This is a genomic window from Vibrio sp. Vb1554, from assembly GCF_033344235.1.
In genome coordinates, this window is the sequence record NZ_JAWPOJ010000275.1 from 1 (window position 1) to 1,226 (window position 1,226).

2 protein-coding genes are annotated in these 1,226 nt (G+C 44.0%); both read right to left on the bottom strand.

The features are described from left to right. Positions 1 to 4: 4 nt before the first annotated feature. Positions 5 to 814, bottom strand: a complete 810-nt coding sequence (locus tag R8N28_RS25610) for a SirB1 family protein (protein WP_318183709.1) — start codon at positions 812 to 814, stop codon at positions 5 to 7. Positions 815 to 819: 5 nt separating this feature from the next. Beyond that, the gene (locus R8N28_RS25615) at positions 820 to 1,203 is read right to left on the bottom strand and encodes a SirB2 family protein (RefSeq protein WP_005468486.1); all 384 of its coding nucleotides are present in this window, start codon (positions 1,201 to 1,203) and stop codon (positions 820 to 822) included. Positions 1,204 to 1,226 lie beyond the last annotated feature (23 nt).

Genomic DNA, 1,226 nt, shown 5'->3' on the forward strand with positions numbered 1-1,226 from the left:
AAAATTAGTGAAGCGTGACGTGTTTTTCACTCATCGCATTAACTTGTGATTTTAGTAGCTCAGACGCAGGATCGTCGGGACATTGGTCAATAAAGTACTGAAAGTCAGATACCGCGACCTGATGACACTCAAGCTGTTGGAAGATAAAACCGCGATCACGAATCTCGTATGGGTCATCTGGCACAAAGGTCAACGCCAGATTAGTACAGCGCAGCGCCAGTGTGTAACGCTCTTCTCTCAGCATCGCGCTTTTAATCAACGCCAACCAGCGACCAATCACTGTCGGATTATCCGCTTCGTCAAAATGTTCCGGTTTAAGCTGCGCTAACGGCCCTTCTTGACCGATTAACCAAGCTTGAAGGATTTTCTCACCAACATACTCCCCGTTGAACGGGTTAATGTAGTCTGGTGTTTTGTGCATCCAATCCACTTTAATTAGGAACTGAGTTGGGAATGTCACACCTTTCATAGGGAAGCCAAGGCGATTGCCTAAGTACAATAAAATTGCACCTAAGCTAACCGGAGTACCTTTTTTACGCTCTAGTACTTTATCGATAAAGCTGTTGTCAGAGATAAAGTACTCTTGGTCGTCACCTTTGAAGCCCCACTCATGGAAAACCAGACGTAGGAAAGAGTCGAAACGCTGCTCTTCATCTGTTTCATAGATAAGCGTTGCTTCTGCTTCTTGGTACAGACGCTCTAGCTCTTGCTTAGCCCAATGGACGTTGGTTTCTGGATTAACGGATTTATTGAGCTCTAACGCTCCTTCCACCAGCGCCATGTTGTCAAAATCTTCGTCAAAAAACTCAAGCATGACGATTACCCAAATAAAGTTGGACTCTTAGACACGGCGATGTTAGCCGCCATGACCAACCAACCGAGTGCGCCAAAGAAACCAAAAATTTGCAGCAATTTATTTTTAGCTAATTTCAGAGCGAAGAAGCCCAGAGCAATGTACGCCAACACACACGTGATCTTGTTGGTTAGCCAAGGTGCTGAGTCTGTAAATGGAATGAAGCCAGTAACAAAGATCAAAGCAACACCTGACAACAACAACGCGGTATCAACAATGTGTGGAAAAACTTTCAGAAAACGATGGTTGCGCTTTGGAGAGTTCATCATCATTAACGCGAATCGAATCGACAACAATGTGGCACTCAGTGCGATGGTGACAAGGTGAATATGTTTTAGAGCTACGTACATTTTTCTTCTCTTTTAATAAATTA

Excerpts from the sequence above, each read along its gene's own strand:
- R8N28_RS25610 (WP_318183709.1), bottom strand. The coding sequence starts at position 814 with ATGCTTGAGTTTTTTGACGAAGATTTTGACAACATGGCGCTGGTGGAA.
- R8N28_RS25615 (WP_005468486.1), bottom strand. The coding sequence starts at position 1,203 with ATGTACGTAGCTCTAAAACATATTCACCTTGTCACCATCGCACTGAGT.